This window comes from Kitasatospora sp. NPDC005751 (assembly GCF_040630835.1).
Classification (GTDB): Bacteria; Actinomycetota; Actinomycetes; order Streptomycetales; family Streptomycetaceae; genus Kitasatospora.
In genome coordinates, this window is record NZ_JBEXYC010000008.1 from 212,509 (window position 1) to 226,214 (window position 13,706).

At 72.1% G+C, this 13,706-nt stretch carries 7 protein-coding genes; 4 read left to right on the forward strand and 3 right to left on the reverse strand.

Going from position 1 to position 13,706, the window contains the following annotated elements; translation table 11 throughout:
• Positions 1–143: 143 nt before the first annotated feature.
• Both ABZ497_RS11785 and ABZ497_RS11790 read left to right on the forward strand, forming a co-directional pair.
• Positions 144–1,361, forward strand: a complete 1,218-nt coding sequence (locus ABZ497_RS11785) for an acetyl-CoA C-acyltransferase (protein ID WP_329489980.1) — start codon at positions 144–146, stop codon at positions 1,359–1,361.
• A gap of 2 nt (positions 1,362–1,363) precedes the next feature.
• Positions 1,364–3,493 carry a 3-hydroxyacyl-CoA dehydrogenase NAD-binding domain-containing protein gene (locus tag ABZ497_RS11790; protein WP_359804445.1) on the forward strand — a complete coding sequence of 710 codons (2,130 nt, stop codon included), beginning with the start codon at positions 1,364–1,366 and terminating at the stop codon, positions 3,491–3,493.
• 163 nt (positions 3,494–3,656) lie between these two features.
• On the opposite strand, the gene ABZ497_RS11795 is transcribed toward ABZ497_RS11790, so the two are convergent.
• From ABZ497_RS11795 to ABZ497_RS11805, 3 genes are all read right to left on the reverse strand, one after another.
• On the reverse strand, positions 3,657–5,171 hold the full coding sequence (locus ABZ497_RS11795; RefSeq protein ID WP_352288085.1) for a glycosyltransferase family 39 protein: 1,515 nt from the start codon (positions 5,169–5,171) through the stop codon (positions 3,657–3,659).
• Positions 5,172–5,294: 123 nt separating this feature from the next.
• The gene (gene dxs, locus ABZ497_RS11800) at positions 5,295–7,199 is read right to left on the reverse strand and encodes a 1-deoxy-D-xylulose-5-phosphate synthase (RefSeq protein ID WP_352288082.1); all 1,905 of its coding nucleotides are present in this window, start codon (positions 7,197–7,199) and stop codon (positions 5,295–5,297) included.
• A gap of 279 nt (positions 7,200–7,478) precedes the next feature.
• Positions 7,479–8,681 (reverse strand): ROK family transcriptional regulator, encoded by a 1,203-nt coding sequence (locus ABZ497_RS11805; protein WP_329489976.1) that lies wholly within the window; start codon positions 8,679–8,681, stop codon positions 7,479–7,481.
• A gap of 500 nt (positions 8,682–9,181) precedes the next feature.
• On the opposite strand from ABZ497_RS11805, the gene ABZ497_RS11810 reads away from it, so the two are divergent.
• The gene (locus tag ABZ497_RS11810) at positions 9,182–10,885 is read left to right on the forward strand and encodes a PQQ-binding-like beta-propeller repeat protein (RefSeq protein WP_359804446.1); all 1,704 of its coding nucleotides are present in this window, start codon (positions 9,182–9,184) and stop codon (positions 10,883–10,885) included.
• A 155-nt stretch (positions 10,886–11,040) separates the two neighbouring features.
• Positions 11,041–13,632, forward strand: coding sequence for an aminopeptidase N (gene pepN, locus ABZ497_RS11815; protein WP_359804447.1), 2,592 nt, complete (start codon positions 11,041–11,043; stop codon positions 13,630–13,632).
• Positions 13,633–13,706 lie beyond the last annotated feature (74 nt).

The following is a 13,706-nucleotide window of genomic DNA, read 5'->3' on the forward strand; positions in this document are numbered from 1 at the left end:
GGGGTGAACCGGCCGTCGGGCCTGGGCAGGTTGGTTACCGGCGGGTAGCATGACGGTGAAGCAGCGCCGCTCACGTGCCCCCGTGCGACGGACGGCGGCAGCCTGCCCACCTCAACCTGTTGGTCCCTGGGAGGAGAGCCCCCGTGCCTCGTACCGCGAGGGACGTCGTCTTCGTCGATGGCGTCCGCACCCCGTTCGGCAAGGCCGGCCCGAAGGGCATCTACCACGAGACGCGCGCCGACGACCTCGTCGTCAAGTGCATCCGGGAGCTCGTGCGCCGTAACCCGAACCTGCCCGTCGAGCGGATCGACGAGGTCGCCATCGCGGCCACCACGCAGATCGGCGACCAGGGTCTGACCATCGGCCGCACCGCGGCCCTGCTGTCCGGCCTGCCGAAGTCCGTTCCCGGTTACGCCATCGACCGCATGTGTGCGGGCGCGCTGACCGCCGTGACCACGACCGCCGGCGGCATCGCCTTCGGCGCGTACGACGTGGTCGTGGCCGGCGGCGTCGAGCACATGGGCCGTCACCCGATGGGCGAGGGCGTCGACCCGAACCCGCGCTTCGTGTCCGAGAAGCTCGTCGACGAGTCCGCCCTGTTCATGGGGATGACCGCGGAGAACCTGCACGACCGGTTCCCGCACATCACCAAGGAGCGCTGCGACGCCTACGCCGTGCGCTCGCAGGAGAAGGCCGCCAAGGCGTACGCCAACGGCGACATCCAGCCCGACCTGGTGCCGATCTCGGTCCGCAACTCCAACCCCGAGGTCGGCGAGACCGGCTGGGGCCTGTCGACCACGGACGAGCCGATGCGCCCGGGCACGACGATGGAGTCGCTGGCGGGTCTGAAGACCCCGTTCCGCCCGCACGGCAACATCACCGCGGGCAACTCGGCCGGTCTGAACGACGGCGCCACCGCGTCGCTGCTGGCCGCCGAGGACGTCGCCGAGGAGCTCGGCCTGCCGGTCAAGATGCGCCTGGTCTCGTTCGCCTTCGCGGGCGTCGAGCCCGAGGTGATGGGCATCGGCCCGGTGCCGGCCACCGAGAAGGCGCTGGCCAAGGCCGGTCTGACCATCGACGACATCCAGGCCTTCGAGGTCAACGAGGCCTTCGCCGTCCAGGTGCTGGCCTTCCTGGACCACTACGGCATCGCGGACGACGACGAGCGGGTCAACCCGTTCGGCGGTGCGATCGCCTTCGGCCACCCGCTGGCCTCCTCGGGCGTGCGCCTGATGAACCAGCTGGCCCGCCGCTTCGAGCAGCGCCCGGACGTCCGTTACGGCCTCACCACGATGTGCATCGGCTTCGGCATGGGCGGCACCATCATCTGGGAGAACCCGCACTTCGAGGGTGGTAAGTGACCATGAGCACCACGACTGAGCTGCTGCAGCAGGGCGCCGAGCTGTTCCCCGGCGAGGTCGTCACGACCGCGCACGTCCGCCACCTGGACCTGCCGCTGCAGGCCGGCCGGCTGGCCCTGATCACCCTGGACAACGGCTTCGACCACACCAAGCCGACCACCTTCGGCCCGGGCTCGCTGCTGAAGCTGTCCACCGCGCTGGACCAGGTCGAGGCCGAGGCCGCCGCGGGCACGATCGTCGGTGTCGCGATCACCGGCAAGCCGTTCATCTTCGCGGTCGGCGCCGACCTCAAGGGCGTCGAGATCCTCAAGGAGCACGCGGACGCGCTGGCCATCGGCAAGGGCGGCCACGAGGTCTTCAAGCGGATCGCCGCGCTGCCCGTCCCCTCCTTCGCCTTCTACAACGGCGCGGCGATGGGCGGCGGCGTCGAGGTCGGCCTGCACGCCACCTACCGCACCGTCAGCGCGGGCGTTCCGGCGTTCTCGCTGCCGGAGGTCTTCCTGGGCCTCGTCCCCGGCTGGGGCGGCTGCACCATCCTGCCGAACCTGATCGGCCCCTCGAAGGCGATCAAGGTCATCATCGAGAACTCGATGAGCCAGAACAAGCAGCTCAAGGGCAAGGACGTGTTCGAGCTGGGGATCGCCGACGCGATCTTCGAGCCGGCCGACTTCCTGGAGCAGTCGCTGCTCTGGGCCGCCAAGGTGCTCACGGGCGACGTCGTGGTCGAGCGCGAGGCGATCGACCGCGGCAAGGCCTGGGACGACGCCGTCGCCTGGGGCCGGCTGGTCGCCGACTCCAAGGTGCACGGCGCGGCCCCGGCCGCCTACAAGGCGCTGGACATCATCCAGCAGGTCAAGGACGCCGACCTGCAGGCCGGCTTCGACGCCGAGGACGCGGCGCTGGCCGACCTCATCATGAGCGGCGAGCTGCGCAGCGGCATCTACGCCTTCAACCTGGTGCAGCGCCGGGCGAAGCGTCCGTTCGGTGCGCCGGACAAGTCGCTGGCCCGCCCGGTCACCAAGGTCGGCGTCGTGGGCGCCGGTCTGATGGCCTCGCAGCTGGCGCTGCTGTTCGCCCGCCGGATGGAGGTGCCGGTGGTCCTCACCGACATCGACCAGGAGCGCATCGACAAGGGCGTCGGCTACGTCCACGCCGAGATCGACAAGCTGCTCGGCAAGGGCCGGATCGGCCAGGACAAGGCCAACCGGCTCAAGGGCCTGGTCACCGGCTCGCTCGACAAGGCCGCCGGCTTCGCCGACGCGGACTTCGTGATCGAGGCCGTGTTCGAGGAGATGGGCGTCAAGCAGAACGTCTTCGCGGACCTGGAGAACGTGGTCTCGCCGACCTGCGTGCTGGCGACCAACACCTCCTCCCTCTCGGTCACCGAGATGGCCTCGAAGCTGAAGCACCCCGAGCGGGTCGTCGGCTTCCACTTCTTCAACCCCGTCGCGATCCTGCCGCTGCTGGAGATCGTCCGCGGCGAGCAGACCGACGACGCCGCGCTGGCCACCGCCTTCGGTGTCTCGAAGAAGCTGAAGAAGACCTCGGTGCTGGTCAAGGACGCCCCGGCGTTCGTGGTGAACCGGATCCTGACCCGCTTCATGGGCGAGATCCAGGACATCATCGACGAGGGCACCCCGATCGCCACGGTCGAGAAGGGCGTCGAGCCGCTCGGCCTGCCGATGTCCCCGATCGTGCTGCTGGAGCTGGTCGGCCCGGCCATCGCGCTGCACGTCTCGGAGACGCTGCGCGGCGCCTTCCCGGAGCGGTTCACCGTCTCCGAGAACCTCGGCCGGGTGGTCAAGGCCGGCAAGCGCGGCTTCTACACCTGGGTCGACGGCAAGCAGGTGCTCGACCCCGAGGTGCTGGAGCTGCTCACCTTCGGCGACACCGTGCTGACCGAGGAGCAGGTGCTGAACCGCGCTCTGGAGGCCGTCGCGCAGGAGATCGGCCTGATGCTGGAGGAGGGTGTCGTCGCCGAGGCGCAGGACATCGACCTCTGCATGATCACCGGCGCCGGCTGGCCCTTCCACCTGGGCGGGATCACCCCGTACCTGGACCGTGAGGGCGTCTCGGAGCGGGTGAACGGCAAGCGGTTCCTCGCCCCCGGCGTGGCCTCGGTGCCCGCCTAAGGCGTAGGCCCCGTAACGACGCGGGAGCCCCGGTGACCTCAGGGTCACCGGGGCTCCTGCGCGTCGTGGCGGGGGCGGTGGGGCGCGGCGGGCACTCTCGGCGGGGCGGGGCCCGGGGAGCCCGGGGCGCGGGCGCGAGGGCCCTGTCGCGCGCCGGGCGCGGTCAGCGCTTGAGGCGGTAGACCACGGTGTCGGCGAAGACGCCGACCATCTCGTAGTGGGTGTCCAGCAGGTTCTCGATCTTCGGGATCATGCCGGGCTGGTAGGGCGCCAGGCCGGAGTCGTCCACGACGATCTCGGGCAGGCCCTTGGCGATCTCCCGGTCGAAGGTCTGCCAGGCGTTGCTGACGCTGAACTGCTCGCCGACGTTGGCGTTGCCGTCCTTGCCGCCGCTGAAGTTGGTCAGGAAGCCCGCGGTCAGGTAGCGGGTGGCCGGCTTGCGGTCGGCCAGCCAGTACAGCTCCGGGTGCATGCCCCAGACCAGCACGGTGTCCTGCGGCTTGCTCTGCGCGGCGACCGCGGTGGCCACCTCGGTGGTCCGGGTGAGCCGCTCCCCCGGCCAGGCCAGCGCGAGGCCCCAGAACACCGTGGCGGCGGCCGTGGTGTACACCAGGACCGGTTTCCAGCGGATCGCCGAGGTGGCGACCGCGCCGGTGCCCAGCAGCACCAGCGGGGGCATCAGCTGCAGGTAGTAGTGGCCGAAGAAGTGGAACCCGACGCTGACCGCGACCACCGAGGAGAGCAGCCAGACCCAGAGGTCGGTGGTGGAGCCGTGCTCCTCCCCGGCGACCGGCAGCGGGCGGTGGCGGTGCTTCAGCCAGAGCCGGCGGCCGACCGGCAGCAGGAAGCCCAGGCCGGCGCCGACCAGGATCGCCGAGTTGCCCAGCGCGCGGCCGGCCATCTGCAGCCAGGCGCCGCCCACCGAGGCGTAGTCCCCGCTGCCGGTGACCACCCAGAACAGGAAGCCCTTGGGTTTGGTGAGGATCACCGCGACCAGCGCTATCGGCAGGGTGAAGCCGAATCCGATCTTGAACAGGGCGGGCGGCCAGCGGACCCCGCGCCGGCGGGCGTCCTGGAACAGCATCCAGAGCACCGGCAGCAGGACGGCGCCGCCGGTCTGCTTGGTCAGCGAGCAGAGTGCCACCGCGATGCCGGCGGCCAGCCAGCGGCGGCGCTCGGCGTACCGGAAGGCGGCCACCATGGCGGGCAGCATGAAGACCTCGAAGGTCGCCGCCTGGGTGTCCTCCGGGGAGAGCCCGATGGAGACCAGCAGGTAGAGCAGACCCGCCCCGGCGCCCGCCCGGTTGCCCCAGCGGCCGCGGGCGATCGAGGCCAGCAGGATCGCGGTGACCAGGTGGGCGACCACCGCCAGGGTGCGCAGCGGCCAGAGCGAGGCGGAGCCGAAGACGGCGAAGCAGGCCTGGTAGAGCCAGGGCAGCAGCGGCGGCTTGCGGTCGACCACGGTGTCGTAGAGGACGCCGCCGTCCGCCAGCATCCGGGCCTGGGTGGCCAGGAACCCCTCGTCGGGGCTCCAGACCGGCCGGACGAAGGAGGGGATGTGGGTGGCGAGCGCGACCAGGGCCAGCACCGGCACCAGCCTCGTCCAGTAACCCTGGCGGACGCGGTCGGGCAGGCGCTCGGCAAGCCCGACGAGGCGGGGGCGGGTGGGGGTCGGCACGGATGACAACCTACCGGGCGGGATCGGCGCGGGCAGCGCCGGTCCCGCCTTTCGGTGCGATTATCAGCCTGTCTTGCGACGAACTGTTGCCCAGTTGTGGCAAACGGCCGCGGACCGGGCGGCTCAGGCCCGGACGGCCGCCACGTCCAGCCGGGAGACCAGGGCCGTCACCTTGCGGGCGATGTCCGGGGCGGTGAGACCGATCTCGGCGAGGATCTCGGGCCGCGAGGCGTGGTCCAGGAACTCCTGCGGGATGCCGAAGTCGCGCACCGGGACGTCCACCTCGGCGTCGCGCAGCGCCTGCGCCACGGCGGCGCCCACACCGCCGACGCGGCCGTTGTCCTCGATCGTGACGACCGCGCGGTGCTCGGCGGCCAGGCCCGGCAGGGCGCGGTCCACCGGCTTGACCCAGCGCGGGTCCACCACGGTGGCGGTGACGCCCTCGGCCGCCAGCAGGTCGGCGACCTCCAGGCTCGTCGCGGCCATCGCGCCGACCGAGACGATCAGCACGTCGGCGCGGCGCTCCTCGGCCGGGGCCTCGGGGGCGCGCAGCACGTCCATGCCGCCGATCCGGCCGACCGCGGGGACGGCCGGGCCGACCGTGCCCTTGGAGTAGCGGACCACGGTCGGGGCGTCCTCCACCTCCACGGCCTCGCGCAGCTGGGCGCGCAGCTGGTCGGCGTCGCGCGGGGCGGCGAGCCGCAGACCGGGGACGACCTGGAGGATCGACATGTCCCACATGCCGTTGTGCGAGGCGCCGTCGGTGCCGGTGACACCGGCCCGGTCCAGCACGAAGGTGACGCCCAGCCGGTGCAGCGCCACATCCATCAGGACCTGGTCGAAGGCCCGGTTGAGGAAGGTCGCGTAGACCGCGAACACCGGGTGCAGGCCGTTGGTGGCCATGCCGGCCGCGCTGGTCACGGCGTGCTGCTCGGCGATGCCGACGTCGAAGATCCGGTCCGGGAAGGCCTTGGCGAACGGGGCCAGGCCGACCGGGTGGAGCATCGCGGCGGTGATGCCGACGATGTCCTCGCGCTCGCGGCCGAGCGCGACCATCTCCTCGCCGAAGACGGACGTCCAGTCCTTGCCGGCGCTCTTGATCGGCAGGCCGGTCTCCGGGTGGATCACGCCGACCGCGTGGAAGCGGTCCTCCTCGTTGTTCTCGGCGGCGTGGTAGCCGCGGCCCTTCTCGGTGAGGCAGTGCACGATCACCGGGCCGCCGAAGCCGCGCGCCTTGGTGAGCGCGGACTCCAGGGCGGTGAGGTCGTGGCCGTCGATCGGGCCGATGTACTTGAGGCCGAGGTCCTCGAACATGCCCTGCGGGGCGATGAAGTCCTTGAGGCCCTTCTTGGCGCCGTGCAGCGTCTCGAAGAGCTGCTGGCCGACCACCGGGGTGCGCTGCAGGGCGTCCTTGCCCCAGGAGAGGAAGCGCTCGTAGCCCTGGGTGGTGCGCAGCGTGGCCAGGTGGTTCGCCATCCCGCCGATGGTCGGGGAGTAGGACCGCTCGTTGTCGTTGACGACGATGACCAGCGGGCGGTCCTTGGAGTCGGCGATGTTGTTGAGCGCCTCCCAGGCCATGCCGCCGGTGAGGGCGCCGTCGCCGATCACGGCGACGACCGGGTCCTTCTTCCCCTGGAGCTGGTTGGCCTTGGCCAGGCCGTCGGCGTAGGAGAGCACGGTCGAGGCGTGCGAGTTCTCGATGACGTCGTGCTCGGACTCGGCGCGGGAGGGGTAGCCGGAGAGGCCGTCCTTCATCCGCAGCCGGGAGAAGTCCTGGCGGCCGGTGAGCAGCTTGTGGACGTAGCTCTGGTGGCCGGTGTCGAAGAGGATGCGGTCGCGCGGCGAGTCGAAGACCCGGTGCAGCGCGACGGTCAGCTCCACGACGCCGAGGTTGGGCCCGAGGTGGCCGCCCGTCTTGGAGACCTCCGTCACCAGGAAGGTCCGGATCTCCTGGGCCAGCGCGGCCAGCTGTCCGGGCGTGAGCCGGTCGAGATCGCGCGGTCCCCGAATGCGGGTCAGCAGGGCCACCCGTTCCTCCTCGTTCAAAGTCGCGGACCGCGGGCGGTCCGACGGGCCTCGCTGCCCGTGTGCCGTCGCGCCGATCGGTCTCGGCGGTGCGCCGACCGGTCGAGTCTAATGTCCGCCTACCGGACACCGAGCGGGGTGCCCGGTGCCGGCGGCCCGTACTCGCCGTTCACGGCGCGCCGCGGCCACGGAGGGTCCGGGGGCGGGCACGGACGGTCGAAGGGCGGCAGACCCGGTCGGCGCCGGACACGGACGGTCGGACCGCCGCGGACCGGCCGGCACTCACGGCCGGGCGACGGACGCCTGTACGGACCGCCCGATCGGGCTGGAGTCGTCCATCTCGCTCATCACCAGGGCGAGCGCGCCGAGCACCTCGGCCCGGCCGCCCAGGGTGCCCGGGACGACCGAGAGCTGGCGGGCCGCGCTGGGGATGGCGTAGCGGGCCACCGAGTCGCGGATCGGGCCGAGCACCAGCTCACCGGCGTCGGCGAGGTCCCCGCCGAGGATCACCCGGCGCGGGTTGAGCAGGTTGCAGAGGGTGGCGACACCGGTGCCGATCTGCCGGCCGGCGTCGGCGATCACCCGGCGGCAGCCGAGGTCACCCTGGTGGGCCAGCTCGACCACCCGGGGCACGCTCAGGTCCTGGCCGAGCGTGGAGGAGAGCAGGCCGAGCAGGTAGCGGGAGCCGACGAAGGTCTCCAGGCAGCCGCGGTTGCCGCAGCGGCAGACCGGGCCGGCCTCGTCCAGCGTGATGTGCCCTATCTCACCGGCGGTGCCGCCCGGGCCGCGGTAGATCTGCCCGTTGACCACCAGTCCCGCGCCGACGCCGCTGGCCACCTTGATGTAGGCGAGGTCGCTCAGACCGCGGCCGGCGCCCCAGACGAGTTCGCCGAGCGCGCCCAGGTTGGCGTCGTTGTCCACGTGCACCGGCATGCCGAGCCGCTCGGCCAGCTCCCGGCCGGGGGCGATGCCCGTCCAGCCGGGCAGGATCGCGGTGGAGCCCAGCGCGCCGGTCTCCACGTCGATCGGGCCGGGGACGCCGAGGCCGACGCCGATCACCTTGTCCGGGCGGAAGCCGGCCTCCTGGAGCAGCCGGTCCACCAGCGCCTCGGCGCGGTCGAAGCCCTGGGCCGCGGAGACGTCGACGTCGATCGGCTCGCTCTCCTCGGCGAGCACCCGGTGCGCGAGGTTGCCGACGGCGACCCGGAGGTGGGTGTGGCCGAAATCGATCCCCACCACGATGCCGGCGTCGCCGCTGAGCGAGACGCTGCGGGCGCGGCGGCCGCCGGAGGAGGTGTCGGCGACCACGACGGTGCCGCTCTCCTTGAGCTCCCGGACGATGTTGGACACGGTCGCCGCCGAGAGGCCGGTGGCGCGGGCGATCTCGGCCTGGGTCAGCGAGCCGGCCATCCGTACCGCGCGCAGCACCCGCTCCAGGTTGGCCCGGTGCAGTGAGGACTGCGAACCCGGTGTGTCCGTCGCCATGATCCACCCTTCCAAGGGCGAGGGAACCCCTCCGCCGGGCGATCCCTTCAACTCCTGAAGCCTAGGGCCTGACGGCGTCGGGTGGCGCGGCTACCGCGGTGGCGGAGTGGGGAAGGAGTGGGGAAGGTGGGCCTGGTGGACTGCTCCGGGGGCCTCGCACGGCGCCGGGCGGTGTGCCACCGGGCGCCGGGCGGGGTACCGCCGGGGGGCCGGGCGCCGGGGACGGGGCCCCAGCTCAGAGCCGCGACGCGCGGCCTGCCGGGCTCCTGCGACCGGCCGAAAACCGCCCACCCGTACCATGGTGCCCATTCTCACCCGTCCCACCGGCCACGGACGTGACCGGCCGGGGGACGCTTCCAGACATGACGGGGCATCAGATGGCAGGGGATCACCCTACGCCGGGGGCAGGCGACACACCCGGTACCGGGCCGCAGGACAATCGGGGCGTCTCGCTCGGCCGCACGCCGGGAGGCGTGGACCCGGCCGCCGTGGCGAACCAGATGACACAGCTCGACGGGGCTCCGGTCCCCGGGCAGGGCGGACCGGCCGCGCCGGGCGCCGCACCCGGGCAGCCGCCGGCCCCGGGCAGCGAGTACGCCTACGCGCCCACCGCCGCCGCCTTCCCCGCCCAGAGCGCTCCGCCGCCGCCCGGCGCCGCGCCGGCCGGCCCGTACAACCCGGCCCAGCCCCCGTTCCCGGCCCCCAACGCCGGCCAGCAGTACGGCTACACCGCCCCGCCGCCGGCCGACGGCGGAGCCGGGTACGGCTACCCGCAGCAGCAGCCCGGGTACGCCTTCCCCGGCGCGCCGGTGCCGGCGCCGCCCAAGCGGCGCAACCCGGTGATGGTCTGGGGCGGCATCATCGGCGGTGTGCTGGCGATCGCCATCGTCGCCGGTCTGGTCGTGCTGTTCACCGAGAACAAGAAGGACCCGGACACCCCGTCCGCGGACGGCGGCACCAGCAGCACGGGCGGCACCACCGACAGCTCGACCACCGACCCCTCCGCGGGCACCGGCGGCGGCAGCGGCGGCAGCGGCGGCAAGGCGGGCTCCTACAGCCTCGCCTGGACCGCCGCCAAGCCGGCCAACGCGGCCAGCGGCTCGCAGCTGCTCGGCATCTGGGGCGCCGACAAGGCCGTGGTGCGCGCCGACAGCTACGGCATCCGCGCGCTCAACTCGGCCGACGGCAAGGAGCTGTGGACGCTCGCGCCGCCGGCCGGCAGCAAGGAGTTCTGCGCCGTCTCGTACGGGGTGAACTCGAAGCACATCGCCGCCGTCGCGCTCAACACCGGTGACAGCGACTGCTCCACCGTCGGCGCGGTCGACATCAGCACCGGCAAGCTGCTCTGGTCGGCCAAGGTCAGCACCGAGCGGATGTCCTCGCCCACCCTGACCGTCACCGAGAAGGTCATCGGCATCGGCGGCAACGTGGCCGGCGCGGTGAACATCGCCGACGGCTCGCCGGTCTGGCAGTTCCAGCCCCGTGACAAGGACTGCAACGTCTACGGCAAGGTCGCCGGCACCCAGATCGCGGTGAGCGACCGCTGCTACGGCTCCAACGCCAACCCCAAGTCGCAGCTGGTGCTGGTCGACACCGACACCGGCAAGACCACCAGCCCCGCGCCGGTCCCGTTCACCGGCAGCATCGAGCGCATCGACAAGGTCGTCTCGGACCAGCCGCTGGTGCTGCTGGTGACCAGCGGTCCGAACGGCGACTACATCCTGCCGTTCGACAAGAGCAACAAGCCGATGACCCCGATGTCGGTCAAGGAGCCCGGGGCGGACAGCCTGCGGCTCTCCGGCCAGGCGGACGCGTTCACCCAGAACGTCGTCAGCGGCACCACGCTGTACGTCCAGACCAACCCGAGCAAGCCCGCCGTCAACGCCTACGACCTGACGACCGGCAAGCGGCTCTGGTCGTCCACCGGCGGCACCAACGACGGCATCCGGCTGGTCTCCGGCACCGACAAGGACGGCAAGGTCCGGGCCGTGCTGGACATGGGCTACGGCAAGGGTGCCAAGATCGTCACGCTCGCGCCAGCCGACGGCGCGGTGACCGAACTCGGCACCATCACCAGCCAGAAGAACTCCGACTTCATCGGCTCCAGCACCACCGAGTACGTGCTGCAGTCGGACGGTTCGCTGTACGGCTTCGCCCGCAGCGCGGGCTCGGACGCGCCCGTGGTCAAGTACGCGAAGAAGTGACGCCGGGGGCGTAGCGCCCCGGTGCCCGACCCGGTCGAGGGCGGGGCGGAACAGGCCAACCCGCCTGTTCCGCCCCGCCCTCGAACATTTCCCCGGGCGCCGCGCGCCGGGCATGGGAGGATGCGAAGCATCAGCCTGACGAAGGAGTCCTGCGAGTGCCCGGCACCAACCTCACCCGTGAGGAGGCCCGTACCCGGGCCGACCTCCTGCACGTGGACGCGTACGACATCGAGCTCGACCTGAGCTCGGCCCGGGAGGGAGGCATCTTCCGGTCCACCACCGTGGTCCGGTTCAGCGCCAACACCCCCGGCGCGTCCTCCTTCATCGACCTCGTGGCGCCGAGCGTCGAGGAGATCACCCTCAACGGCGAGCGGCTCGACAACGCCAACTTCTCCGACAGCCGGATCACGCTGCCGAACCTGGCCGCCGAGAACGAGCTGCGGATCGTCGCCGACTGCGCCTACACCAACACCGGTGAGGGCCTGCACCGGTTCGTCGACCCGGTCGACGACGAGACCTACCTGTACACCCAGTTCGAGGTGCCGGACGCCCGCCGCGTCTTCGCCACCTTCGAGCAGCCCGACCTCAAGGCCACGTTCGCCTTCACGGTGACCGCGCCCACCGGCTGGGTCGTGGTCTCCAACTCGCCCACCCCGACCCCGGTCGGCGAGGGCGACAGCCAGGTCTGGACGTTCGAGCCCACCGGCCGGATCTCCTCCTACATCACGGCACTGGTCGCCGGCCCGTACGTCGGGGTCTTCGACAGCTACGAGAACGGCGACCAGAAGGTCCCGCTGGGCGTGTACTGCCGCCCGTCGCTGCGTGAGTTCCTGGACGCCGAGGCGATCTTCGAGGTCACCAAGCAGGGCTTCGACTACTTCCAGGAGAAGTTCGACTTCCCCTACCCGTTCGCCAAGTACGACCAGCTGTTCGTCCCGGAGTTCAACGCCGGCGCGATGGAGAACGCGGGCGCCGTCACCCTGCGGGACCAGTACGTGTTCCGCTCCAAGGTGACCGACGCCGCGTACGAGGCGCGGGCCGCGACCATCCTGCACGAGCTCGCCCACATGTGGTTCGGCGACCTCGTCACCATGGAGTGGTGGAACGACCTCTGGCTGAACGAGTCGTTCGCGACCTTCGCCGAGGCCGTCTGCCAGGCCGAGGCCCCCGGTTCGAAGTGGCCGCACTCCTGGACCACCTTCGCCAACCAGATGAAGACCTGGGCGTACCGGCAGGACCAGCTGCCGTCCACCCACCCGATCATGGCCGACATCAACGACCTGGAGGACGTCCAGGTCAACTTCGACGGCATCACCTACGCCAAGGGCGCCTCGGTCCTCAAGCAGCTGGTGGCGTACGTCGGCCAGGACGCCTTCTTCCAGGGCGTGCAGGCCTACTTCAAGCGGCACGCCTGGGGCAACACCCGCCTGGCCGACCTGCTCGGCGCACTGGAGGAGGCCAGCGGGCGCGACCTCAAGGCCTGGTCCAAGGCGTGGCTGGAGACGGCCGGCATCAACGTGCTGCGCCCGGCCCTCACCCTCAACACCGACGGCGAGATCGAGTCCTTCGCCGTGCTGCAGGAGGCCCCCGCGCTGCCGGCCGGTGCCAAGGGCGAGGCCGTCCTGCGCCCGCACCGGATCGCCATCGGCCTCTACGAGCTGGCCGACGGCGCGCTGGTGCGCACCGACCGGATCGAGCTGGACGTCGACGGTCCGCGCACCGAGGTCCCCGAGCTGGTCGGCCGGCACCGCCCGGCCGTGATCCTGCTCAACGACGACGACCTCTCCTACGCCAAGGTCCGCCTGGACGAGGACTCGCTGGCCGTCGTCACCGAGCACCTCGGCGGCTTCACCGACTCGCTGCCGCGCGCCCTGTGCTGGGCCTCCGCCTGGGACATGACCCGCGACGGCGAGATGGCCGCCCGCGACTACCTGGAGCTGGCCGTCTCGGGCCTCCGCCGGGAGTCCGACATCGGCGTCGTCCAGTCGGTGCACCGCCAGGTCAAGCTCGCCCTCGACGCCTACACCGACCCGGCGTGGAGCGAGCAGGGTCTCGCCCGCTGGGCCGAGGCCGCCGAGGAGCAGCTGCGCGCCGCCCAGCCCGGCAGCGACCACCAGCTGGCCTGGGCCCGCGCGCTGGCCGCCGTCGCCCGCAGCGAGGGGCAGCTGGACCTGCTCGCCGCGCTGCTGGACGGCTCCGTCGAGATCAAGGGCCTGGCCGTGGACACCGAGCTGCGCTGGACGCTGCTCGGCCGGCTGGCCGCCACCGGCCGCGCCGACGAGGCCGCCATCGCGGCCGAGCTGGCCCGCGACAACACCGCGGCCGGCCAGGAGCACGCCGCCAGCTGCCGCGCCGCCGTGCCGACCGCCGAGGCCAAGGCCGCGGCCTGGGCCTCGGTGATGGAGTCGGACAAGCTCACCAACTACGTCCAGGACGCGGTGATCGCCGGCTTCCAGCAGGCCGACCAGCGCGAGCTGCTGGCGCCCTACGGCGCGAAGTACTTCGCGGCGCTCAAGGGCATCTGGGAGAGCCGCAGCCACGAGATCGCGATGCTGATCATCGTGGGGCTGTACCCGTCGCTGCAGGTCGAGCAGGCCACGCTGGACGCCACCGACGCCTGGCTGAGCACGGCCGAGCCGGCGCCGGCGCTGCGTCGCCGGGTGATCGAGCAGCGCGCCGGGGTCGAGCGCGCCATCAAGGCGCAGGCCGCCGACCGGGCGGCGGGCGCCCGGGCACCGGGGCACTGAGCCGGTCGGGCCATTCCACCGCCCGGGGGGCTCACCGGCAGCCTGGCCGACGAACTGGCGGCCATGCGCGCGAT

Bases quoted from the DNA above. Each gene is read 5' to 3' on its own strand.
- ABZ497_RS11790 (WP_359804445.1), top strand. From the start codon at position 1,364: ATGAGCACCACGACTGAGCTGCTGCAGCAGGGCGCCGAGCTGTTCCCC.
- ABZ497_RS11805 (WP_329489976.1), bottom strand. From the start codon at position 8,681: ATGGCGACGGACACACCGGGTTCGCAGTCCTCACTGCACCGGGCCAAC.
- ABZ497_RS11810 (WP_359804446.1), top strand. From the start codon at position 9,182: ATGACACAGCTCGACGGGGCTCCGGTCCCCGGGCAGGGCGGACCGGCC.